The organism is Niastella caeni (assembly GCF_004834005.1).
Lineage (GTDB): Bacteria > Bacteroidota > Bacteroidia > Chitinophagales > Chitinophagaceae > Niastella > Niastella caeni.
Window position 1 is genome coordinate 315,039 of record NZ_STFF01000008.1, and the last position, 20,533, is coordinate 335,571.

At 40.6% G+C, this 20,533-nt stretch carries 28 protein-coding genes; all 28 read left to right on the plus strand.

Annotated elements, in window-relative coordinates; genetic code table 11:
- Position 1: 1 nt before the first annotated feature.
- Positions 2–328, plus strand: coding sequence for a hypothetical protein (locus FAM09_RS24765; protein WP_136579851.1), 327 nt, complete (start codon positions 2–4; stop codon positions 326–328).
- Positions 325–831 carry a hypothetical protein gene (locus FAM09_RS24770; RefSeq protein WP_136579852.1) on the plus strand — a complete coding sequence of 169 codons (507 nt, stop codon included), beginning with the start codon at positions 325–327 and terminating at the stop codon, positions 829–831. The genes FAM09_RS24765 and FAM09_RS24770 overlap by 4 nt, the downstream gene beginning before the upstream one ends.
- Positions 828–1,289 carry a CHAP domain-containing protein gene (locus FAM09_RS24775; protein ID WP_136579853.1) on the plus strand — a complete coding sequence of 154 codons (462 nt, stop codon included), beginning with the start codon at positions 828–830 and terminating at the stop codon, positions 1,287–1,289. The genes FAM09_RS24770 and FAM09_RS24775 overlap by 4 nt, the downstream gene beginning before the upstream one ends.
- Positions 1,290–1,468: 179 nt before the next feature.
- Entirely contained in the window at positions 1,469–1,687 is a 219-nt protein-coding gene (locus FAM09_RS24780; RefSeq protein ID WP_136579854.1) for a hypothetical protein, read from the plus strand.
- A gap of 56 nt (positions 1,688–1,743) precedes the next feature.
- The gene (locus FAM09_RS24785; protein ID WP_136579855.1) at positions 1,744–2,211 is read left to right on the plus strand and encodes a hypothetical protein; all 468 of its coding nucleotides are present in this window, start codon (positions 1,744–1,746) and stop codon (positions 2,209–2,211) included.
- 248 nt (positions 2,212–2,459) lie between these two features.
- The gene (locus FAM09_RS24790; RefSeq protein WP_136579856.1) at positions 2,460–3,263 is read left to right on the plus strand and encodes a S49 family peptidase; all 804 of its coding nucleotides are present in this window, start codon (positions 2,460–2,462) and stop codon (positions 3,261–3,263) included.
- 15 nt (positions 3,264–3,278) lie between these two features.
- The gene (locus FAM09_RS24795; RefSeq protein WP_136579857.1) at positions 3,279–3,710 is read left to right on the plus strand and encodes a hypothetical protein; all 432 of its coding nucleotides are present in this window, start codon (positions 3,279–3,281) and stop codon (positions 3,708–3,710) included.
- A 53-nt stretch (positions 3,711–3,763) separates the two neighbouring features.
- On the plus strand, positions 3,764–4,729 hold the full coding sequence (locus FAM09_RS24800; protein WP_136579858.1) for a hypothetical protein: 966 nt from the start codon (positions 3,764–3,766) through the stop codon (positions 4,727–4,729).
- A gap of 74 nt (positions 4,730–4,803) precedes the next feature.
- Complete coding sequence (locus FAM09_RS24805) at positions 4,804–5,208, plus strand: hypothetical protein (protein ID WP_136579859.1); 405 nt, start codon at positions 4,804–4,806, stop codon at positions 5,206–5,208.
- Between the two features lie 51 nt (positions 5,209–5,259).
- Positions 5,260–5,550 (plus strand): hypothetical protein, encoded by a 291-nt coding sequence (locus FAM09_RS24810; RefSeq protein WP_136579860.1) that lies wholly within the window; start codon positions 5,260–5,262, stop codon positions 5,548–5,550.
- A gap of 57 nt (positions 5,551–5,607) precedes the next feature.
- Positions 5,608–6,144: a hypothetical protein gene (locus tag FAM09_RS24815; protein ID WP_136579861.1), complete on the plus strand. Its 537-nt coding sequence runs from the start codon at positions 5,608–5,610 to the stop codon at positions 6,142–6,144.
- Positions 6,145–6,197: 53 nt separating this feature from the next.
- Entirely contained in the window at positions 6,198–6,422 is a 225-nt protein-coding gene (locus FAM09_RS24820; RefSeq protein WP_136579862.1) for a hypothetical protein, read from the plus strand.
- 81 nt (positions 6,423–6,503) lie between these two features.
- Positions 6,504–6,962 (plus strand): hypothetical protein, encoded by a 459-nt coding sequence (locus FAM09_RS24825; protein ID WP_136579863.1) that lies wholly within the window; start codon positions 6,504–6,506, stop codon positions 6,960–6,962.
- A 2-nt stretch (positions 6,963–6,964) separates the two neighbouring features.
- Positions 6,965–9,862 carry a hypothetical protein gene (locus FAM09_RS24830; RefSeq protein WP_136579864.1) on the plus strand — a complete coding sequence of 966 codons (2,898 nt, stop codon included), beginning with the start codon at positions 6,965–6,967 and terminating at the stop codon, positions 9,860–9,862.
- Between the two features lies 1 nt (position 9,863).
- Positions 9,864–10,169 (plus strand): hypothetical protein, encoded by a 306-nt coding sequence (locus FAM09_RS24835; protein WP_136579865.1) that lies wholly within the window; start codon positions 9,864–9,866, stop codon positions 10,167–10,169.
- A gap of 45 nt (positions 10,170–10,214) precedes the next feature.
- Positions 10,215–10,547, plus strand: coding sequence for a hypothetical protein (locus FAM09_RS24840; RefSeq protein WP_136579866.1), 333 nt, complete (start codon positions 10,215–10,217; stop codon positions 10,545–10,547).
- Entirely contained in the window at positions 10,544–11,950 is a 1,407-nt protein-coding gene (locus FAM09_RS24845) for a hypothetical protein (protein ID WP_136579867.1), read from the plus strand. The genes FAM09_RS24840 and FAM09_RS24845 overlap by 4 nt, the downstream gene beginning before the upstream one ends.
- A 7-nt stretch (positions 11,951–11,957) precedes the next feature.
- Entirely contained in the window at positions 11,958–12,989 is a 1,032-nt protein-coding gene (locus FAM09_RS24850) for a DUF6712 family protein (protein WP_136579868.1), read from the plus strand.
- Positions 12,986–13,768, plus strand: a complete 783-nt coding sequence (locus tag FAM09_RS24855) for a hypothetical protein (protein ID WP_136579869.1) — start codon at positions 12,986–12,988, stop codon at positions 13,766–13,768. The genes FAM09_RS24850 and FAM09_RS24855 overlap by 4 nt, the downstream gene beginning before the upstream one ends.
- Entirely contained in the window at positions 13,761–14,270 is a 510-nt protein-coding gene (locus FAM09_RS24860; protein WP_136579870.1) for a hypothetical protein, read from the plus strand. Before FAM09_RS24855 ends, FAM09_RS24860 begins: the two co-directional genes overlap by 8 nt.
- A gap of 3 nt (positions 14,271–14,273) precedes the next feature.
- Positions 14,274–16,112, plus strand: a complete 1,839-nt coding sequence (locus FAM09_RS24865) for a hypothetical protein (protein ID WP_136579871.1) — start codon at positions 14,274–14,276, stop codon at positions 16,110–16,112.
- A gap of 2 nt (positions 16,113–16,114) precedes the next feature.
- The gene (locus FAM09_RS24870; protein WP_136579872.1) at positions 16,115–17,914 is read left to right on the plus strand and encodes a hypothetical protein; all 1,800 of its coding nucleotides are present in this window, start codon (positions 16,115–16,117) and stop codon (positions 17,912–17,914) included.
- Between the two features lie 186 nt (positions 17,915–18,100).
- Positions 18,101–18,352: a hypothetical protein gene (locus FAM09_RS24875; RefSeq protein ID WP_136579873.1), complete on the plus strand. Its 252-nt coding sequence runs from the start codon at positions 18,101–18,103 to the stop codon at positions 18,350–18,352.
- Entirely contained in the window at positions 18,342–18,605 is a 264-nt protein-coding gene (locus FAM09_RS24880; RefSeq protein WP_136579874.1) for a hypothetical protein, read from the plus strand. Before FAM09_RS24875 ends, FAM09_RS24880 begins: the two co-directional genes overlap by 11 nt.
- Positions 18,606–18,623: 18 nt before the next feature.
- The gene (locus FAM09_RS24885; protein WP_136579875.1) at positions 18,624–18,995 is read left to right on the plus strand and encodes a DUF4031 domain-containing protein; all 372 of its coding nucleotides are present in this window, start codon (positions 18,624–18,626) and stop codon (positions 18,993–18,995) included.
- A gap of 63 nt (positions 18,996–19,058) precedes the next feature.
- Positions 19,059–19,256: a hypothetical protein gene (locus FAM09_RS24890; protein WP_136579876.1), complete on the plus strand. Its 198-nt coding sequence runs from the start codon at positions 19,059–19,061 to the stop codon at positions 19,254–19,256.
- Positions 19,257–19,443: 187 nt separating this feature from the next.
- The gene (locus FAM09_RS24895) at positions 19,444–19,776 is read left to right on the plus strand and encodes a DUF1943 domain-containing protein (protein ID WP_136579877.1); all 333 of its coding nucleotides are present in this window, start codon (positions 19,444–19,446) and stop codon (positions 19,774–19,776) included.
- Between the two features lie 465 nt (positions 19,777–20,241).
- Positions 20,242–20,496 carry a hypothetical protein gene (locus FAM09_RS24900; RefSeq protein ID WP_136579878.1) on the plus strand — a complete coding sequence of 85 codons (255 nt, stop codon included), beginning with the start codon at positions 20,242–20,244 and terminating at the stop codon, positions 20,494–20,496.
- Positions 20,497–20,533 lie beyond the last annotated feature (37 nt).

Consider the following 20,533-nt stretch of genomic DNA (forward strand, 5'->3'; position numbering starts at 1 on the left):
TATGAAAACATTTCTTATCAACTTGCTGAAACTTATTATTGCCGCAATATTTGTTATTGGGATCGACATACTTATTCCATTCAGTTCTGCAAATGGTTTGGAATTTGTAAAAAGGCATGGCAAACTATTGCTTTTTGTTTTTGCAATTATCAACGTTTATGTTGGCGGTGCCATATCAGGTGGTTTCTGGTCAAAGAATATTAAAGTTGGATTTACTAACTGGCTTAAGCCCCCTATTATTAAAGGGCAGTTGAACCCTACCTACGCATTCGCAGCATTGGCCCTATTGTTCAATTTATTGGTGGTAATATCTTGGATTGAGCCATGATCTACACCATCTTCAAAGGCCGGAACCGTGCCCGGCCGTGGCGATTTGGCTTTTGGTGGAACCGGAAATGTTTCGCGTGGGCGGTTAAGTTCGAGGAATCCTGCCGGTATGATCTGCAATCAGGTGATCAGTATGATATTAATAAACTGGTCGGTATCGGTTACCTGCCCAATCACCATAAACATTCAGCCCGGTTCGGGTGGTCATATCAACTTGAAACCGGTAAAATCGAACTGCATGCCTATTGTTATGTGAATGGTGCAAGGGTAAAAAAATCGATCGCATTATGCGATATCGGCAAGGATTACAGAATAGGACTAAGAATATCCTCTTTCGGCTATCATTTCACCTGCGATGAAAAGCATGCCTTTAATTATCAGGGGAAAGGTTATGTCATAATAGCGCATCGTCATAAAAAGAAATTTTGCTACCGCCTGGGTATTTACTTCGGAGGCAACCAGCCCGCACCGCATGAAATGGAAATTCAAATAATCAAAGTATGACACTACAAGAAAAAGCGTTAGATATCGCCATCACCCAATTAGGGGTACGCGAAGATCCTGGGAATAAAAACAGAGGGAAACAAGTAGAAAAGTATTTAGCCGCTGTGGGCCTTGGCCCTGGCTACGCCTGGTGCATGGCATTTGTATACTGGTGTTTTAATGAAGCATCCGATAAGATGGCCCGCAAAAATCCATTATACCTGACTGGGGGCGTATTGGACCAGTGGCGCCGCCGGAAAGATCAATTCCGTGGGGTCACTCCACAACCAGGCGATGTTTTCATAATGGACTATGGAAAGGGGACCGGTCATACCGGCTTAGTAGAGAAAGTAAATGAAGATGGTACCATTGATACCATCGAGGGAAACACAAACGATGAAGGTAGCCGGGAAGGGTATGAGGTATGCCGGCGAAAAAGGAACCGTTCGGCAATCCATGGGTATTTAAGATTTCAATGATTTCTCATAAACAGTTAGTTTTGAAGTTAGGCCCGGTTTCTACCGGGCTTTTTTCATAAAAAATAAAAAATAATTATTGCAAATGTTTGCAATATGCAAATGTTTGCTATCTTTGAGTTGTCAAAGTTCTTTGATACACACAAACCGGATGGCGCCGGAATAAAAATGCCAACCGAGTTATGAAAAGACTCATTTTCAAACTGCTTTTATTAGCAGACCGTTTTCCCGATGGCTTTACAATTGTGTTACCGGACGGAAGTATGATTCAAATTCAATGGCTTTTCGGATCTGAAATTGAGGAAAGGCCAGATGGAATTACAATCAGGCAGGCTTTCGGAATGAGTCTAAAAGGCTCGGACTTTGATGAGGTTATCATTACCCTGTATGTAGCCGGGTAATTTAAAAGGGGGAGGTTAATTCCTCCCCTTTTATAAATGTTTTTAAATATTTTTTTATGGAAATTTTGAAAGGGGTTCACCTGCTTAAATGGCTGAAGGAAGAAACCATTAAGAAAATGGAGGAAGTTGCTTTTTCTAAATGGCAAAATAGTCGTTTAACTTTTAGGTTTCTTAAAGTCACTGATAAAGAAGTTACAATAGGAGCAACGCAGGCAAATCTGTTAAATGGTCAATACTTAAATCAAAAAGAATTGATTCAGGTTGTTCATGAAAGCTTTGACAAGTTTTTTCCAAAGCAAAGGGTATTGGTGCATGCATCACCATACAAGGAAAGCCCTGCACAGAAAGTTGATTCAGCTTGGATAAAAAAAAAGATGGAACAATTGGGTATTGCACTGAAGGATATTTGTGACGATACAGGCATGAATAATACACAACTGTCGGCTGTAATTAATGGAGTTCGACCGCTTTCTGATGCAATGAAAGCAATGTTCTTTTTTTATTTTAAAACGAAAGAAAAATAATACGATTCGTAGTTTCTTTCCTAAGCATTAAGGAAAGATTATATATTTGATTTGGCTCGGGTCCCCTCCGTGCTACTATAATCCTGGTGCTGGTTAAAGTGCCAGGATTTTTTATACCCCTCCTTGTCCTTTCCGTCATACTTCTATTTATAGATGTTTGGGGTGTGAGTTTCAATCATACTTTATCAGCAATATTACGCGGCAGGTGGTTAATACACCAGGATTGGGCTGTTGCACATTTACCCGCCGTGTTATCAATCCTTAAAGGGAATCCTGTAAGCTTTATTGTTCGAACAGGTAACCAGATGGTCGAACAGCCATTTGCCATTGAACCCAAAACTATGCGCCGGTTTGAATGGAGAAATGGAAGCAACCCAAATATTCCTGAGAATAGTGTAGGTGTAATTCCTATATCAGGCCCTGTGACAAAGTATAATGGCGATTGTGGTGAACCTGGAGCTATTCAAAGAAATAGCTGGCTTTTGCAAATGCAAAGCCGGGATAATATCGGTAGCGTTGTAATGTTGCTCGATACGCCAGGAGGTGAAGCCCGGGCAGCTACAACACTTGCTCCTACCATTACCACGTTCAAAAAGCCCATTCTTTCTTACATCGATGGTATCAATGCAAGTTTGGGCATGTGGTTATCCAGTGGCACAAACGAAGTTTACCTAAGTTCAAAGATGGATGAAATGGGTTCCATTGGCACTTACTGTACCATACCCGATTTCACCGGCTGGTTTGAAAAAGAAGGAATAAAACTGCACGAGATCTACGCCCCACAGAGTGCCGATAAGAATAAGGACTATCGGGACGCCATTAAAGGTGATTACACGGCTGTAGAAAAGGATCTCAAAATTCTTACAGAGGAATTTATTGGCTTTGTTAAAAATCAACGTGGCGATAAAGCAGCAGCATCTATAAAAGAATGGAATACTGGCAAAATGTTTTACGCAGAAGATGCTGTTAAGCTTGGGCTCGCTGATGGCATAAGATCATTTGAGCAGGTGGTAAGTAAAGCTGCATGGTTGGCCCTCCGCAAAAAAAATTAAAAACCCTTTTTAAATATGAGTTATCCACGCATTACTGCATTAGTGCCACAAGGCGAATACTTCGACAGCACAGCGCTGAATGAAGGAATTTGGGTTACTACTGGCCACTTCAATGCGATTGAAAACGCCTTAGAAACAGTTAATGGTAGTGTGACTACCTTAACAACAGAGCGCGATAACCTGCAGCAACAGCTTACCCAAGCCCAGCAGGATGCGCAAACTGCCGCTACCCAGGCTCAAAACGATTTGCAAGCCCGTGACAATACTATTGCCAGCTTGCAAAATCAAATTGCTACCCTGAAAAAAAGCCCGGCTGGTGAGTTTCAAACAACTGCTCGCGATGAAGATCCGCAACCCGGCAATTCATCAACACCATCGTATGCCGATGAAAACAACCCATTAAACAGGTTGGCTGATTCCATGTTTGGAAAACCAGTTTCAAAATAGTGTTATAATAATTTTCATAGCCATCATTTTCCGTAAACTTTAAAATTTTAAAAATGCCCGATACAACAATAACCGCCTCCCAAATAGTTGCCGATTTCGGTTCGTATTACCGAAATGAAGGACAGAACATGCAAAGCTTGCTTATACGGCCCTTTGAAGCTTTTGGTACCAGGGAGGCGTTTACAAACGTGCCTACTGAAAGTACGCAACTTCGGTATAGTGATGTACAGGTGGGTGAAATTTTGCAACCTTATCAGGATGCATACACTCCAAAAGGGTCAGTAGTATTCAAGCCAGTGGTAATTGATTTACAAATGGTGAAAGTAGATCAGCAGTTCAATCCCACAAAGTTGGTTAATACCTGGTTGGGCTTTTTAACCAATGAAAAAACCGATCGCAAAACGTGGCCATTCATCCGCTGGTTTGTTGAGGTATATATTTTCAACCAGTTGTATCAGGATCTGGAAAATCAGGCAGTGTACAAAGGAGTTTATCTGGCTCCAACTCCTGGTACGGCAGGTAATGCCGTTGATGTAATTGATGCCGTAAGAAAGATAATCAATGATGCAATTACGGCAACCGAAATAACTCCTATAGTAACGGGTGCACCAAGTACTGACCCTGAAACCTGGTGCGATCAGGTTGAGGCGTTTGTTGCTGCCATCCCTGAATTGTACTGGGACAAATCGATGGACATTAACATGAACCGTACCCTGGCCTTACGCTATTATAGAGGTAAGAAAAAGAAATACAACATCAATTACGCCCAGGTTTCCGATCTCCAAACGGTAGAAGAATTCCCCGGATTCCGCGTAATGGGTCGGGCTTCAATGTCTGGTTCTGCAAAAATTTGGAGCACTCCAAAGGAGAATGCCATTTTCGGTGTCAAAGGTTTTGAGAACAGTACAGCGCTTGAAGTTGAAAGCGTGGATCGTAATGTTAAAATTTGGACCGACTTTCACATTGGAGAAGGGTTCTTGTTGAAAGATTTGGTTTTCACCAACGACCAGGACCTGTAATTTATATCGCAGCCTTAATCCGTAACCTTATCCTTTTTTCTTATCCTCATTATATCATTTCAAAAAAATTATAAATGAAACGAATTATTGTTTTTTTGTTAAGCATAACCACACTACTGTGTTTTACCGGCAATATAAATGCCCAGCAGGTTACAGTGGTAAAAAGCGCCAAAGACACGCTAAACAATGCCGATACCAGCTACATTAAATTCGAAACACCTGACGATGCAAAAAGTATCCAGTTGGTTGTAAAAAGGGCAAGTGGAACCGCTGCAGGCAGGGCTGTTTTAAAAGCAAGTAATGATGGAGTAAATTTTATTGGTATCAGTACCGATACGTTAACGTTTTCAAATGCAGCAACCAATACAAAGTTTTGGACTATTAGCCCACTTTATTATGGATCCTATTATATTGAGTTGATTAGTAGTGGAACCACTAAGCTTACAGCCAAAGGTTATATGATTCGAAGGCGGTTGTAAAGTATAATTCTATACCAGGTACAAACAATTTCATTACCATCATTATTCTTTATGTCAAAAATCAAACAAAAGCAGGATACAGAATTTCAAGCACCAAGTGTTGAAGCGCCTGCCGATGAAATAACTCCATCTGTTGAAGCGCCTGCCGATGAAGTAATGCCACTTGTTGAAGAAGGGTGCTTTGTTGTAGATGGCAAAAAGTATCGGGTAAAGTTGCCAAAAGTGCGTATACCCGAAATAGGCGAAAGAACTGCATTGGAATTGGCTGTTGATGTTGAAGCTCAACAATGGCTTATAAAGAACAATTGCATAGGATCTGTGTTAGAGGAAGTCGTTAGCTAATTAACTGTTTCCTGTAGCTTGATTCGACAATCATTTTTAATTCAAAAACCTTTTAATATGCCCAATTACGGCAACCTTCCAAAAGCATCGCAAACCGGCAAAACAGGCGGTTACAAACCTGCCTTGTACTTCAGCCCTATTGAGGACATAACAACCTGGCAGCGGCCAACCAACACGCCTGCAGCTATTGGTGATAAAGTGAAGATCACCACGGCACATACCTGGGGAACCGGGTTAGGTGCTTATAAATGGGATTGTCAGCTTCATTCTGTTAAACATACAAGCGCTACCGTTGGTGATGCCGGCGCTCAGGAATTAGAACACACTGCCGAATTGATTGTCTTAGGAGACAATCCCGCTACGCTTGAACAAATGGTGCAAGCATTGAATGATGATAAGGTAGTATTTTTGAAAGATGCGGATTGCCTTACCAACGATTCTTATATTCAGTTAGGTGATGATTGTGTTCCTGTGGAAGCATCAATTGCCTTTGATGGTAAAACAACTAAGGAAGGTCAGAAGGCTTACACCGTTACCATTAAAAGTAAAAAGAAATTCTTTTACCTGGCAGCGCTTGATGTAACGTTCGCTTAATTCCAGAAATACTCTTTGGTAAACACTATTTTCTAATTTAAAGTTATTCATTTATGGAAATGGAATTAACTAACCCTGATACCCGTGCCCGGTGGAAACATACGGGTAACTGGAACCGGTCAATACAGATACCTGGTGTATGGTCAGGCCATGTAAAAGACATACCACCACACGCAGTAGAGGTGCTTATTAAACAGGGTAGAAAAGATTTTGTTCCTATTGAAGCCAGCGGTAAGAACAAACAGGAAACGCCTGTCGTTGAACCCGGCAAAAAATAATTTACTGTGAATAACCGGTTGTAATTCCTTACCCAATAGGCCCCGCCCGCATCCGGCGGGGCTTTTTTCTAAACTTATTTTATGGCATTAAATGCTGATAAATACAATGAAGCGGTAAAAGCCTGGGGTAGCACTGCACGTACTCAATTGCAGGCTACGGGTACAGCTATGAGTATTACCCACCGTGCAAATAGTCCTAGTAAAGGAGAAAGCCTTAAAAAAATAAAGGATAAATACGGGAGTGATAATGCCGGGTTTATAAACAAAGTCATTTTTAGCACAATTAACCGCAGCTTAATATATACCAGTGCCGGCGCTGGTAAAGGAAGGGGTGGCAACAAAGGTAGCCGATGGATTGATAAGTATGGAAGCCGTAAAAGCACCAATGCTGGTAGCTTAGGGAAAGCTGGCACCGGTGGCCGTACTGCAAAACCTTTTATTGATACTACGCTAAATGGCTCGAATGGGGTTGAAGCGTTAGCCGACATAGTGGCAATACACCAGGTTGATGCAATTATTGAAAACATTTATGTTAAATAAATATGGCAACTACTGTTAATAGAAACGTTAATATATTTATTCAAAGTGGTGAGGCTGAAAAGGCATATGACAGGCTTATAAAGAAAGAGCAACAATTGAAAATTGAATTGGAAAAGGCAACTGATCCAAAGCAAATTCAAAGGCTAACAACCGAAATTAATAAGCTTCAAGAGCCAATTGACAGAGCCGGGAAAAAACTTCGGGGTGAACTGCAACCGAGTATACGTGAGTTGCAAACAACATTAGCAGCATTAAATAAAGAATTTTTAGTTGTTGATCAGGGCACTGCTCGATTTCACCAGCTTGGTGTTCAAATACAGTCGGTAAAAAATGCTTTGGCTGATGCAAAATCAAAAGCAGGAAACATTGATGAGTCTTTAACTAAAAAAGCTTTTGGTAGTGTAAGCGGATTTTTGGAGGGTGCCGGCCTCGGTGCAGGTATTGCAACTGTTCAAGCATTAGGTAGTGCTGTTCGTAGTTTTTTCAATTCATCTATTGAGGAAGCTTTACAGGCTGAAAATGCAACAGCTCGTTTTAGGAATACATTGGACAATATTGGTCGTGCAGATGCTTTTGACCGGTTGAGCGGCAAGGCTCAAAAAATGGCTGATAAGTTTAAGTTTTTAGACAATGATGATGTTGTTGAAGTGTTTAATAATCTTATTACCTATGGTAAGCTAACAGAGAAGCAAATTGATGAGCTAACCCCAATCATTGTTAATTTTGCGGCAAAAAATAGAATCTCACTTGATGAGGCTTCAAGGGTAATTATAAAGGCGTTGGAAGGGAATGGCAAAGCGTTAAAAGATTATGGTATTAAAATTAAAGAAACATCAAGTGAAACAGAACGCTTTAGTATTATCACCGGTTTATTAAAGGAAAAGGTTGATGGTGCTGCTGAATCCTTTGGGGAAAGTTTACCAGGAGCATTAGCAAAGTCTGAACAAAAGTTAAAGGATATTCAGGAAAGTATTGGTACAAAGTTACTCCCATTAAAAGTTAAACTGCTCAGTTTTGTTGATGATGTTGCAACTGGGTTTACTAAGCTCAGCAGTACAATTTCGCTTTCATTAAAAACAGGTCTTAATATATTTCAAGCGGATGATCTTAGAAGAAACATTGAAGCTTTTTCAAAATTTACAACAGATCAGGCGCAAAAAGAATTTGATGCAATTGCTAATTTATCAGCAGCCGATCTTACCTCAGAACTTATTAAATTAAATTCAGAACTGGAAAAAACTGAAAAGTTGTTAACCGGTGCAAAGCGACAGGGAGATTCATCAAGTGACAGAGCCGAAAGATATAGACTTCGTATTGAAGTAATCAAAAAGTTAATTCCACAAATTAAAGCACAGATTAATGAGGCAGATAAATTATTGGGTTTAGGGGGAGCCGAAACGGAGGATCCTGCGAAGAAAAGCAAAATTGAAAACCTATTTCAAAAATTTAAGGAGCAGTTACTTGAACAGGCTAGGGAAATCGATATTATTAATAAAGCCCAGATTGACAAAGAATTAATTGCAAATGAAATAAAATACGACAAGCAGTTATTTCAATTAAAGGAAGCCCTTAAAAAAAAGCAGCTAACTGAAGATCAATTCATCATTTTGTCAATACAAAATGATGATAATCGATTAAACGAACAGTCTCAAATTTATGATCGATGGGTAAAGGAGATTAATCATAAAAGACTTGAAGAAGAAAAAAAGAATCAGCAAAGGATAAGAGAGATTGAAGAGCATAGGCTACAGCAGTTACTGGTATTTCAAGAAAAAGTTGCACGCAGTGCCGCTGAAACAGCCGATAAAGCCTTAGGTAGACGGCAATTTCAGTTAGAGGTGGATGAATTATTGGCTACCGGTAAAGAAAGAACTGCAATTAAAATAAAGCAGCTTGAATTAGAACGAGATAAAGAAATTTCAAATGCTGAAAAGACAGGTAAAGATATAGCAGATATTAATCGTAAGTACCAGAAGCTAATTGCCGATGAAAAGTTACAGGGAACTGTTAATCTTATCAACCAAATAGTTGGTTTCATTCAAAATGCGTCCCTTGTTCTGAATGCGTTTTTTGATGCGGCTAATCAACGTGATCAGCAACAATTAGAACAGGAACGATTAAGTAATGATAGGAAGAAAGAACTTTATAAGCGCCAACTCGATGGAAGAGTCATAAGTCAGAAAGAGTATGACAAAAAAGTTCAACAGGTAGAGAAACAACAGGAAGAACGGGAAAAGCAGGTACGTATTAGGGAATTCAATAGAAACAAAGCAACGAATTTTGTTAATACTTCAATCACAGTGGCTCGGGGCGTTGCTGAAGCTTTAGCTACTCCACCAGTTCCCAATATTGGTTTGGCTGCATTTATGGGTATTTTAGGAGCTATTCAACTTGGATTTATTGCAGCTCAAAAACCTCCAAAATTTGCAAAAGGGGGTCGCCTCGATGGTCCTACACATTCCCAAGGTGGTATGCCCATTATAAACCCGTCCACCGGCCGGAAGGTTGCTGAGGTTGAAGGTGGTGAGGTAATTCTGAGCCGCAATACTGTTCGCAACAACGCTGCTCTGGTAGATCAATTGCTGCACAATAGCCTATACAATAATGGCGCTCCAATTGTCTCAAAATGGAAGAATACCAGTTCGTCTTATCTCAATATTCCTGTTATTAATGAGAGCATGCATCGGGTTCGCCTTTTTGAAAAAGGCGGGGTAATAGCCACCAGTTCTAATAATGAAGCTACAACAGCCAATACGGCCGTAATAGCCAATTTACAAACCAGCGTCGATAACCTGAATGCTCAACTGGCTGCTGGTATCACAGCTTACTTGTCAATTTCGCAAAGTGAAAAACAGCAGCAACGAATTGATGCTATTCGTTCAGACGCAACATTTAAGTAATATGAACATTGAAAAAGTGCATATAGCATTTAAACAGGTAATTGGTACACCTGGTATTTACCATAAACTGAACATTCCAAAAAATAATGTAGCTCAGTATCGTTGGAAATTGAAACGAAACGTACATATAACGATTGATAAAAAATTGTGGGTATTGCAACGTGCTGGTTACCGGCTGGAAAGTTTTCAGTATACTGATAAGGACGTTGTAGAAGCAATACGATTTGCCATCAACGCCAGCCAGGCCACTAAAAAAATGGGTGCTGAATATATTCTTGAAAAGTGGAAATCTGCTACGGGTAAATAACCTTGTCCTTTCCTTGCCTATAATAAAAGGTGAACTTTAATTGAAATGAGCCAACAAACCATATTGCGGCATGAAGTGCTAAAAGAACTCGATACAGGTAATCTGTTCGATATGGTTTTCATAACTGCCGACCGGCGCCGGGGTACGGGCGGTAAAATAAAGCGGGTGAGCAATTGGGTAAAAATAATAGGCGGTGAGCAGGTTAGCCGCCTGCCTGGTGAGTTCAGCCGTATAACTAGTCTATCGCTTAAGAAGAACCCCAGCCATGGAGAACATAAAACTATCAATATATACAACCCGGGTAACCCCGGCGATCATGCTACCAAAGTGCATTGGCGGCTGATTATTTTTTTTAACGGCAAACGAGTACTGCAATGAGTGTTCGCATAAAAAATGGAATTGGTTTCAGCACCCGAAGTGGCGCCCTGTTTATCGATATGGGTTCTGCCGCACAAACGCCTGCCCGCAACACCACAAATGTTCCGGTCGATGATACAGAGAAGGGTTATCCGTGGGCAAAATGGGGCGATAACAATCAATTGCCCTGCGAAATGTTTCGCGACATTGAAACATGTGGTATACTAAACAGTATCATTGATGGTAAAGCACGCTTTGCCATCAACAACGGTATACTGCCGGCCCTGGTGCATTACGAAAAAAATGGGCAAATGGTGGTTGATGATATAATAATGGCTTCCGAAATACAGGACTTTCTCGACGATAACAACCACTTTTTTCACTGCTATGCATGGATGAAGGATCAATGTGGGTTCGGTAACGGTGTAGCGCGTTTTATGCTCAATGGCGCCAGAAATCAAATAGCCAGTTTTCAACGTGACGATGTTACGGAAATGAGGTACCAAAAGCAGGATGCCGGCGGCCGTATCAACAACATTTACCTCAGCGCTCATTGGGATAAGGTAAGAAGCCCGAACGATAACCGTATAATCACCATTCCCCTCCTTAACTGGAACAATCCTTTAAAAGACCTGGTTGAGCGGGTGAATGCCACCAATAAGGTTGAATTTGCAATGACCTTTAAGTACCCCGGGTGGGGTAAAAAATATTACAGCACCCCTTTGTGGTATGCAGCGTATAATTGGGTTAAAATTGCCCAGGGCGTACCGGAAATGAAAGCAGCCATGTTTGAGAATAATTTCCGGCCAAAGTACATTGTAATAATTTCAGATAAATTTTGGGAGCGGGTTTTCCTGGGCGAAGGGGAAAAGAACTGGAACGATTACACCGATGCCCAAATTTCCGATAAGAAGAACAAGGTGTACGACGATATAGATGAACACCTGGCTGGTAACAAAAACGTATACAAAACAATTTTTGTAGATGGTTATTTTACCCCCGACGGAAAGCTGGTACCCGAAATAGAAGTTAAACCTATCGATGACCCCACTAAGCAGGGGGAGTTGTTGCCCGATAGTGCGGCAGCTAATAGTGAAATAGCCTTTGCCACCTTGTTTAATCCGGCCATCATTGGTGCCAACATGCCAAGTGGCCCATATACCAACTCCCAGGGCGGTTCTAACGTTCGTGAAAGCACATTAATACAAGTGATCATTCATGAACTTGAACGTCAGAATGTGCGCCGGATATTCAACGTAATAAAGCGGTTCAATGGGTGGGATAAGAAGTATGTTTTGAACGAAAAGCAAAAGTTGGAATTTATTATACCGGCAACAATTCCTACAACGCTCGATACGGGCAGCAACGTAAAACCAATGGTAACAGGCGCGGCGCCGGCACAAGAACCGGCCAGCGCTTCATAACTTAATTATGGCACTCATTAAAACCATCGCAGAAATTAGGGCCGTTATTCCCCGCCTTAGCAGGTTAAGCGATACGGCTAACCTGCCGAATGTAGATAAAGCTGGCCGTATGCATATAATGCCTTTGCTCGGCAATGGTCAATACAGTGCGCTTAATACAAAGTATAACTCGGCAACGCCTTTAACAGCCGATGAGCAGGAACTGTTAAAGAACATTCAGTTGCCGTTATCGGCCTTTGCCCTTTTAGATGACCTGGCATTTATGCACACGATTATTACGGATAGTGGCATACGAACTGCTGGCAGTGATAAAATGGAGGCCGCGCATCGGTGGGAGTTCAGAGAGCTTCAAAACGCTCTTATGTCCTATGCTACTGATGGCATCGAGTTGTTGTTAGGCTACTTATTCGAAACAAAAGATAAATGGGCGCAATGGACGGAAAGCAACGAGTTTAAGGAACTGGATAGTTTCTTAATTAAAACCGGTACCGATTTCAAAAGATACTACCCACTTTTTCAACCGTTGCGTACGTATTGGACCTTACGCCCAATTATGCAGGAAGTAGAGGAAAATTATTTAGCCCCGGCACTTGGTAGGGACTTATTGGCATGGGTAAAAACACAGGATGAAATAATCATTACGGCAGATGGTGGCGAAGTGGATGTAAAGAAAATTTTAAAGAGGTCGTTGGCCCAGTTTACAATAAAACATGCAGGTGAAACAATGGCTGTTCAATTTGATGAGAACGGTTTTACTACCCTGGCCTTTAGAGGTAGTCTCGATAGCCCAACAAGCGATGGCAGAGTAGCGGCATCAGCTAATGACCTGGTTGGTAAACTGGATGCTGCCAATAGGGAAGGGCAGAATAATTTAAGCCGCTCAACAACCTACTTGGTTAATATAGCCAACGGCATGTATAATGTTGATTTTGGCGACGATTTTGCCAATGCCTTTGACAGTAGCCCTTTGAAAACCGATCCCAATAAGGAGCCCTACACCAACGGTAACGAACGCCGAAAAATATTCCGGTTCAGATGAAAAAAGTTAACCTCAATAAAAAATGGTATAACATTCCTGAAACATGGGACGAACTTACTTGCAGGCAATTGGTACAAGTACTTCGTATTTGCAATCTTGGCCATACTCTTTTGGTTGCGCAGGTTCAACTTTTTAAAATATTAACAGGTATTCGGTGGTTTATTTTATGGTGGAATGGGCCAATGGAGATTGAGGATAAGTTGTACCTGGTCGATTGGGTGTTTGAAGAAAATACGATCACTAAAAACCTGCTACCTATTTACCGGGGCCGCTATGGCCCTGCCGATAACTTTAGTAATCTGCAGGTGTGTGAGTTCATATTTACCGAGCAGTATTACCAGCAGTATAAAGAGGAAGGCGGTGTACAGCATTTGAACACGTTGATTGCAATTTTGTACCGGCCATTAAAAAAAGGGTACAATAAGTTGCGTAATGAAGAAGGCGATATGCGTGAGCCTTATAATGATAATTTAACAGCCTTGTATGTCCGGTCCGTGGCCAGGTGGCCTGTGGCAATAAAGGAGGCCATATTATTCTGGTATGAAGGTTGCCGCACCAGCCTGGTTAAAAATAATCCCGACGTGTTTGGCGGCGCCGGTGGCGATCCTGCAAAGTATGGCCTGTGGAGTGTAATGCGTGGGGTGGCAGAAAAGGCTATACATGGTAATATTAATGATGTAGAAAGAATGTACGTTCACGTATTCATGATGGAACTTAACGAGCTGGTAGCTGAAGCAGACCGCATTAAAGCTGCCTATAAAAATACTGGCAATGGCTGAGTACTATTTTAAAGAATTTGAAGATTACGTAAAGAGTTTGTGCATTAAGCATAAGGATGTTTTGCACGATGATACAACCCGGCGGGCTTTCATTAGATTTCAATCCGGCGAGGATGTTGAGAGTATTCCTAACAATGCAGGCAGTGTATTGGTGGTTATTGACAACTTTACCGGCCGGGCTATTGGCACGGTAGATGAAGCCCGTCTGCAACAACAGGTAAGCCTGTTGTTCGTAGTCAATGTTGCTGTTACCGACGGCAATATGTATGTAGCCGTTGAATCTGCCCTGCAAAAGGCCATGAACATCATGTTCGATTTTTATGCCCGTATGATCCGCGATATGCAGAATGATGATTGCGGACCCTTGCGCTTCCTGATGGCTGACCAAATGAATTTTTTCCCGGTTGACGGGCCTGTACTGGAAAACCATTATGGTTGGCAAATGGATCTTCCTTTTAATGTTAACGCACCGGCGTACAATGCCGATAAATGGAACGTATAAATTATGATAGGAATACAGCGGCGCCCATACACAATAAACCTGGCTGGCAACAGCATATTGTACCAACTATATGATTCGGAGGCGGTGGCCGATAACTCTTATACTTTTGAAGTAAAGGTATTATTTGCCCGTTACGAAGAAGCAGCGGCGCCGGTAGAAATTGCCATCATTCCCCTTGCTCCTTATAAAGGAGTTGCGTTCATTGATCTTGCCGACTTGCTCAATAGCCAGCTTAATTTTTATACACCCGACCCGGCTACGGCCGGCGCTCAATCTACCGGCTTGCATAGCGGTAAATTCTTCATCCATTACAGGCGTGTAAGTACTACCAATACAAACACGCCATGGAATACAAGTGAAGAACAGAGTGTATGTAATATTGTAAAGGGCGGGGTACACCCTTATATGTGGAAGGGTAATAACTTTTTCATTAATTATTTCCCAACCAATAAACCTTTTTTAACCTGGCAGCAACGAGGCCGGCTTGCCTCATTAACAGAGCCTTTATGGTTAACCTGGTTAAATACCGATGTTGCAGGAAATGTGGCGTTAACTGTAAAAATTCAACTTACTTATACTGATGCTACACAAACAACCACACAATACAATATTGCCCAACCGCTGAAACAATTTTTTGTATATTTTTTGCCCGCCGGTGTATTGCAATTAGGATTACAGGCATTGCAGGCAAACAAAACAATATGGTATTGGGATGTATGGGTAACTAACGTCAACGATGAATTGTTGACAGAAAAATACCGGTTTCAGCACGATCAACGTAACGATTATAACCAAAAGTTCCTGCTATATCGCAACAGTTTGGGCGGGCTGGATACTGTTCGTATTCGCGGCGTCATAGAAACCAATATAGCCCTTGATGGGCAGGATATTGAAATGACTGCCGCGGCCGATTGGCCGTTCACCAATACCTTGCCCCGGTTCGATGCCAGCACACCACACCGGGAATTGCCGGCATATAAGGGTGATGCTGGGTATATAACCAGGGAAGAACAAGAACGGTTGCGCGATGCCTTTCTTAACCGCGAAGTGTACATGGCCCAGGGTAGCCGGTTACTACCGGTAAAGCTGTTAACCAAACAATATCGGTTAAGGGCTACTACCGATAAATTATTCTCCCTACCAATTGAATGGATGTTGGCAGATGCTGGAAGCTATTACTATACGCCAGGGGTATCCCTGGGCGATGGGCAGAATAATTTCATTGACCTTAATAATGTTGACTTAGGTGATGGTCAAAGCAACGAAGTTTGTGAAATAATTATGTTGTTAGGAGCTGCTACAACCACTTACAGTGGGGCAAATGCAACGGTTAACTTCTTTTATCAGGTGCCAACAGGTACCCCAAAAAAGCTGCAGTATAAGATACCCGGGTTTATTACCAATTGGACTGATCTTACTTATCAGCCCAGTGGTATACTTAGTTATACAGTTCTGGCCGGACAGTCCATAACCTTATATATGCGTACTGTTTGCCAAAACGATGGATATGGGCCGGTGGTAATGAAAACAGTTAATACCACAACGGCAGGTCAGGATGCCAATAGTACTGTACGTAACCATACCGATATTCCGTTCTCCTATATTTTGACGCGCAATGGTGCCCTTATTGCTCAGGGTTCAATTGGCCCAGGTGTTTATGATCCCATTTTTGTACCGGGCGGCACTGCCAGTTATGATTTGGAGTTAATAGGCATTGTACCATCTAATGCTATTTTAAGTATAGGATTTAATGAACATGCTGGTAATATTACAGGCCAACATGTACTCTGGAATAATATAACTTCCAACGCTTTTGCGGGCATGATTATATCAATTTTTTAATTATGGATTTCGGATTACAAATAAAAGGGGAATTCCTTGATCTGTTTCCCAACACTATATTAGAGTTGGAGGAAGAAAATCCTTTCCTTCAGCTAACTAACGAAGTACAAGGTCAGTATAGTTTGCCATTGTCTATACCATTAACAGAAAAGAATATGAGGCTATTGGGTTATCCCAATCTGCTTAATGTTAAAAAATCAACTGTAGGAATTGAAACTGTTTGCATAACCAATGGTCTTCAACACAGCAGAGGACAGATTAAGTTAGAAAGTGGTCAGAGTAATTTAAATGCCAGTGGCCGTGGAAGTATTTCCGTTTACTATCTTTTTGGAGTTAGCGACTTCTATAAGTTTGTTGAAAATAAGTCATTGGCTGATTGTGACTATGGTTCAGATATTAGCTTTCCCTGGCATGGCACAAACGTTTATAGCGGTAATGGATTTTGGGCACATGTAACAACTGTTATGAATAGCTCACCAGGAACGTTTGATTATGCAATATTTCCAATAATTAATGCTGGTGGCTTAACCAGGTACCAGGCGCAAGGACCTTGTATCCTTAATTTTGGTGGTAGCATTACAAGTGGCGATGGAAGCGCCAATAACCCTTATGTATTACCAGGTAATTATACCTTAGATCTTAGTTGGGTAAACTTCCGATTAGGCTGGCGCAATGAAATTTGCCCCTTCCCATATCTAAAATTCGTTATTCAAAAGCTTTTTAGCACATTCGGTTGGTCAGTTCAGGGATCTGTTTTAAATGATCCTGATTTTCTTAAAATTGTTTTGCTCCATAATAAAATAATCGATTATGTTGGTCCTTCAGTAGCTGCTCTTAATGGTAGTTCTCAGTTTGTTGTATGGAATATGAAGAATCATGTACCGAGGGTAAAAATTGGTACATTTTTGTTAGCGCTGAGTAACCGATTTGGTTGGTGGCTCGATTTTGATTACAGAAAAAAAATAGTAACCATTAGGCACCGGAACAATGTAGTAGCCGTACGTACCCAGAGAAACGTTATTCCTGCAGCAACCTATAATTTTAAAGTAAATAGTGAAGCCAAAATTTATAGCATAAAACAGGCATCCGGAAGCGGTGAAAAAATTGATGTTACCAATTTGCAGGGCATAGTGAATAATCGGCATAATTTACCAACTGCCGGTGAAGGTGTGGAAAATCAAATGTTCTTTGTGCTCAGTGAGAATGCATATTACAGATGTGTTAGTGATGAAAACATATTTACATGGGAGAAATCTGCCGATAATACCTTTGATTATATTCAGAAGGACCAAACTGATGAAATAATAACAAACTGTTTGGTACCTGAAAGCTACTTCGATTTGCTGCGGGATATTGGCAGGAACAGCCTTAACCGAAATATTACTGTACCATATATCAATATATTCCCTGGTGAAAGTGAAACTGATACTTTTTATGTGGCTTATAATTTTGGATTAAAAGATAGTTATAACTCAAATGGTCAACCTGATTATAAATATCCTATGGCATCGGCAGGTTGCTATGATAATAAAGGTAACTTAATAACTAGCACAGCATTGGTGTTTGAGTTTAATGATGCAACAACCGATTATGGTTTATTCATAAAAAACTGGTCCTTCTTTTTAACCTTTCTACAGCAGCGGGAAGAAATAACAATACAAATGCCTTTTACTGTTGCCGAATTACTGAATATAAACTATACGCAAACCATTTTAATACGTAATGCGGAATATTTTATAAAAAATCCACACTTCAGACTGCCTCTTAAAGGGTTCGTTAACATGGAATTAATAAGGATTTAACCTTATTTTGATAAATAATTATCAAAAAATGGTAACTGGTTATCAAAAAACATTCTATGTTTGCCCTGTCGAAATCGTGCTATTAACTTATTAAATCCCAGTCAGCCGGTAATTGTTACTGCAAAGGTAACATCCGAAGCGGTGCGATTTCGACACCCGGCTGACTGGGATTTTTAATTTTTATATATGCCTTCTACATCCACCATAACCATCCCACTTTTTATGGTAAAGCCCGGTACCTGGGTGATCTTCCCCCACAGGCCACGAAAAAAGTTCCTGGTGCGTGATCATCATCATACATATATACGTATGCGCCCCGGCTTAGTGAATGACTATGCTGATGGCAGAAATTTCGATCAATTGCCTGGTACACGCTTAAAGGATAGCAGCGGCCGCACCTATGTAGTTGATAGTTCAAAATTTGTTATTGAACGTTAATGCAATTACCATGGCCTGGGAAACTGATAATGACCCAATGACCGCTGAAAAGGCTATTAAGCTGAAAGCACATGAATACATTATGCGCTTCAAAAACGTTGGCATTAGCTGGGATAAAAGTAAGCTGGCCGCGGTTGTTCTGGTGCTTGAACTGAAGCAACAGTACTTTAAACGCTTTAAGGGAACGGAAAACGACATAGTAAAAGCAATCTCGCATTTTGAAAAACTGGAGCATGATATTCAGGCATATTAACCCTCTAAACTCATTACAATGTTATTTACTGATGGTTTACACCTAATTTCAGATATTGGTATCGAAGATCTTCATACCTATGCCCAATCCATGGGTATTGACCGAACTGCATTTGAAGTAACTGGTATAATTGCAAGCCATCCACATTACAAGATTTATGGAAAAGTTAGGCAGCGAATATTAACCGATAACCAGGTAGTCCATACATCCAGTCGGCACCTGGTTAAATTGCTGCAGCTTAACTACAATTTTCCGCGTACTGAGAAAGAAATAAGTGAATGGGAGAATAAATATGGCAAAATTGATGCTGTAAAAAATAATACGAATTGCGATAAGATCGTAAATAAGGTACTGTCCATATTGCGCGTAAATCCTAGCCGTTATAATTGATCGCCCTCAATTTTTTTAACATTAAAACTAAAGTTTGCTACCTTAATGCAAAACATATTTTGTATGAACGATTTACAAATTATTTTGGATTTATGGTGGTTATACCTAATTGTTGGTTACCCATTATTTACAATATTTAATACCTTAATTGCACAAGATTATAATATAGGCTGGTTCAAAGCCCTTATTTATAGTCTTTTTTTAACCCCTTGGATTGCCGCAATATGTGTTTTCGCAAGCGGTAAAAAATTAGTTAGTTAAGAAAAAATTGTTACCTTAGGATTGCAGAAGAACACCAAATTATTCATTATGTACAGGTCAATCCTAAGATCTAAGATTAAAATTTTTCCCCCACGAGCCGGTTGGCCCGGTAATTCTACTCATTCCCTGTACAAGGGTTTGGTTGTCTTCTGCAGCGTGGGGGAATTTATATTTAAAACAATGTTGTATGCAGAAGGCAACCGCAAAAAATCAACAATCTTCCTTCCAACGGAAGCTAAACAAACTTAGCAAACATCTTAAAAGCAAACAGCACTCACCCGATCAGGAGCATTATGCCGCATTACGGTTATGGATGTTAGATCAGGATTACCATTTCAACCAGCTTCGAAATGATTGTGTAAACATCATATTGTTCCTGGGAAAGCAAATGGCCGAAACCAACGATGAAGTAACCCGGCGTAAGCATTATGGTCATATGCAAATGATGGCAGGGTTGTACGAATTTTTTGATGATGCGGTAAATAATCATTTGGGTATTAATACAGAACCAAACTGCTAATTAAATTTATCAAGACCGGTTAAACCCGGTCTTTCTTTTTAACAATGTATTTTAAATGATTTTTATACATTTATAAACTATTGATTTTACCCTTATTAACTACAATAGTGTAATTCCAGCCAGGCGATATTCAATTATTATTCATTTAACTTCTTTATCTATGGTATTTCCAGTTAACCGTAGGAGTTATTTTTTTACTCCGCCTGCAGATAAGTATTTTATTTATTTTCTATTAATTATTTTTGTGATCCCCTATAATGCCGCCTATATTAGCGGCTCTAAAATATTATTGTCGTAGTCTTCAGTTGATCGAAACGGGCAAAATTTTACTTAACACGAAGACTACTGGCCCACGCTATGCGTGGCCGGTAGTTGCTGTGTTAAGGGTACGCCCGTGCCTGATCAACTAGCAACGAGGGCCGCGCTTTTTTTGTACCTATTTAACACCCCAAAACCGCCTTAACTATGTCCCAAATCCCTGCATTGATGCAAGTACCAACCACAATTGAACAAATTCAGGAAACATTGGCCCTGTTTAAGTCAGAATTGACCATTGAACAGGTAAACTATGATCTGGTTAGTATTATTACGCTAATTGGCCAAAAAATTAAATGCCCTGACTGTAGCCAGGAAGAAAGGGAGCGCTACTTTTCATATATGCTGTTGCTGCAAAAAATTTACCGTCTGGTAAACGACATAAACGACATTACCTGCACATGATATTTGTCCTTTCCAGCTAAAAAACATCCACCGAAAT

What these genes read in the sequence shown, in the direction of transcription:
- FAM09_RS24780 (WP_136579854.1), top strand. Translation starts at nt 1,469, where the DNA reads ATGAAAAGACTCATTTTCAAACTGCTTTTATTAGCAGACCGTTTTCCC.
- FAM09_RS24875 (WP_136579873.1), top strand. Translation starts at nt 18,101, where the DNA reads ATGCCTTCTACATCCACCATAACCATCCCACTTTTTATGGTAAAGCCC.
- FAM09_RS24820 (WP_136579862.1), top strand. Translation starts at nt 6,198, where the DNA reads ATGGAAATGGAATTAACTAACCCTGATACCCGTGCCCGGTGGAAACAT.
- FAM09_RS24885 (WP_136579875.1), top strand. Translation starts at nt 18,624, where the DNA reads ATGTTATTTACTGATGGTTTACACCTAATTTCAGATATTGGTATCGAA.
- FAM09_RS24810 (WP_136579860.1), top strand. Translation starts at nt 5,260, where the DNA reads ATGTCAAAAATCAAACAAAAGCAGGATACAGAATTTCAAGCACCAAGT.
- FAM09_RS24770 (WP_136579852.1), top strand. Translation starts at nt 325, where the DNA reads ATGATCTACACCATCTTCAAAGGCCGGAACCGTGCCCGGCCGTGGCGA.
- FAM09_RS24895 (WP_136579877.1), top strand. Translation starts at nt 19,444, where the DNA reads ATGCAGAAGGCAACCGCAAAAAATCAACAATCTTCCTTCCAACGGAAG.
- FAM09_RS24850 (WP_136579868.1), top strand. Translation starts at nt 11,958, where the DNA reads ATGGCACTCATTAAAACCATCGCAGAAATTAGGGCCGTTATTCCCCGC.
- FAM09_RS24815 (WP_136579861.1), top strand. Translation starts at nt 5,608, where the DNA reads ATGCCCAATTACGGCAACCTTCCAAAAGCATCGCAAACCGGCAAAACA.
- FAM09_RS24900 (WP_136579878.1), top strand. Translation starts at nt 20,242, where the DNA reads ATGTCCCAAATCCCTGCATTGATGCAAGTACCAACCACAATTGAACAA.
- FAM09_RS24845 (WP_136579867.1), top strand. Translation starts at nt 10,544, where the DNA reads ATGAGTGTTCGCATAAAAAATGGAATTGGTTTCAGCACCCGAAGTGGC.
- FAM09_RS24835 (WP_136579865.1), top strand. Translation starts at nt 9,864, where the DNA reads ATGAACATTGAAAAAGTGCATATAGCATTTAAACAGGTAATTGGTACA.
- FAM09_RS24855 (WP_136579869.1), top strand. Translation starts at nt 12,986, where the DNA reads ATGAAAAAAGTTAACCTCAATAAAAAATGGTATAACATTCCTGAAACA.
- FAM09_RS24890 (WP_136579876.1), top strand. Translation starts at nt 19,059, where the DNA reads ATGAACGATTTACAAATTATTTTGGATTTATGGTGGTTATACCTAATT.
- FAM09_RS24860 (WP_136579870.1), top strand. Translation starts at nt 13,761, where the DNA reads ATGGCTGAGTACTATTTTAAAGAATTTGAAGATTACGTAAAGAGTTTG.
- FAM09_RS24805 (WP_136579859.1), top strand. Translation starts at nt 4,804, where the DNA reads ATGAAACGAATTATTGTTTTTTTGTTAAGCATAACCACACTACTGTGT.
- FAM09_RS24795 (WP_136579857.1), top strand. Translation starts at nt 3,279, where the DNA reads ATGAGTTATCCACGCATTACTGCATTAGTGCCACAAGGCGAATACTTC.
- FAM09_RS24775 (WP_136579853.1), top strand. Translation starts at nt 828, where the DNA reads ATGACACTACAAGAAAAAGCGTTAGATATCGCCATCACCCAATTAGGG.
- FAM09_RS24825 (WP_136579863.1), top strand. Translation starts at nt 6,504, where the DNA reads ATGGCATTAAATGCTGATAAATACAATGAAGCGGTAAAAGCCTGGGGT.
- FAM09_RS24830 (WP_136579864.1), top strand. Translation starts at nt 6,965, where the DNA reads ATGGCAACTACTGTTAATAGAAACGTTAATATATTTATTCAAAGTGGT.
- FAM09_RS24800 (WP_136579858.1), top strand. Translation starts at nt 3,764, where the DNA reads ATGCCCGATACAACAATAACCGCCTCCCAAATAGTTGCCGATTTCGGT.
- FAM09_RS24840 (WP_136579866.1), top strand. Translation starts at nt 10,215, where the DNA reads ATGAGCCAACAAACCATATTGCGGCATGAAGTGCTAAAAGAACTCGAT.
- FAM09_RS24765 (WP_136579851.1), top strand. Translation starts at nt 2, where the DNA reads ATGAAAACATTTCTTATCAACTTGCTGAAACTTATTATTGCCGCAATA.
- FAM09_RS24865 (WP_136579871.1), top strand. Translation starts at nt 14,274, where the DNA reads ATGATAGGAATACAGCGGCGCCCATACACAATAAACCTGGCTGGCAAC.
- FAM09_RS24785 (WP_136579855.1), top strand. Translation starts at nt 1,744, where the DNA reads ATGGAAATTTTGAAAGGGGTTCACCTGCTTAAATGGCTGAAGGAAGAA.
- FAM09_RS24870 (WP_136579872.1), top strand. Translation starts at nt 16,115, where the DNA reads ATGGATTTCGGATTACAAATAAAAGGGGAATTCCTTGATCTGTTTCCC.